The 1,178-nt window shown below is 45.8% G+C and carries 1 protein-coding gene; it reads left to right on the top strand.

Features of this window, described 5'->3' with window-relative positions:
* The coding region (tuf, locus tag OIZ54_RS20240) for an elongation factor Tu (protein ID WP_264391151.1) at window positions 1-1,178 on the top strand (1,178 nt) is incomplete at its 3' end.

The following is a 1,178-nucleotide window of genomic DNA, read 5'->3' as shown; positions in this document are numbered from 1 at the left end:
ATGGCAAAAGAAAAGTTTGAACGCGTAAAACCGCACGTAAACGTTGGTACAATCGGCCACGTTGACCACGGTAAAACTACACTAACTGCAGCAATCACTAACGTACTTGCAAAAGTATACGGCGGTGTTGCTAAAGATTTCGCATCAATCGATAACGCTCCAGAAGAGCGCGAGCGTGGTATCACAATCTCAACTTCTCACGTTGAGTACGATACACCAACTCGTCACTACGCACACGTAGATTGTCCTGGACACGCCGATTATGTTAAAAACATGATCACTGGTGCTGCTCAAATGGACGGCGCTATCTTAGTAGTAGCTGCGACTGACGGCCCTATGCCACAAACGCGTGAGCACATCCTACTTTCTCGTCAGGTTGGCGTACCTTACATCGTTGTATTCATGAACAAATGTGACATGGTTGACGACGAAGAGCTACTTGAGCTAGTAGAAATGGAAGTTCGTGAACTTCTTTCTGAATACGACTTCCCAGGTGATGACTTACCACTAATTCAAGGTTCTGCTCTTAAAGCACTTGAAGGCGAAAAGCAGTGGGAAGACAAGATCGTTGAGCTTGCAGAAGCACTAGATTCTTACATCCCAGAGCCAGAGCGTGACATCGATAAGCCATTCATCATGCCTATCGAAGACGTTTTCTCAATCCAAGGCCGTGGTACAGTAGTAACTGGTCGTGTTGAAGCTGGTATCATCAACGTGAACGACGAAGTTGAAATCGTTGGTATCAAAGAGACTACTAAGTCTACTTGTACTGGTGTTGAAATGTTCCGTAAGCTTCTTGACGAAGGTCGTGCTGGTGAGAACATTGGTGCACTTCTACGTGGTACTAAGCGTGAAGACGTTGAACGTGGTCAAGTACTAGCTAAGCCTGGTTCAATCAACCCACACACTACATTCACTTCAGAAGTATACGTACTTTCTAAAGATGAAGGTGGTCGTCATACTCCTTTCTTCAAAGGTTACCGTCCACAGTTCTACTTCCGTACAACTGACGTAACAGGTGACGTACAGTTACCAGAAGGCGTAGAAATGGTAATGCCTGGTGATAACGTTAAGATGACAGTAACTCTAATCGCGCCAATCGCGATGGACGAAGGTCTTCGTTTCGCTATCCGTGAAGGTGGCCGTACTGTAGGTGCTGGTGTTGTAGCAACTATCGT

It is taken from the genome of Pseudoalteromonas sp. A3, assembly GCF_025942345.1.
GTDB lineage: Bacteria > Pseudomonadota > Gammaproteobacteria > Enterobacterales > Alteromonadaceae > Pseudoalteromonas > Pseudoalteromonas atlantica.
Note: the sequence above shows the minus strand (reverse complement) of the source record. Positions and strands in the feature narration are given on the sequence as shown.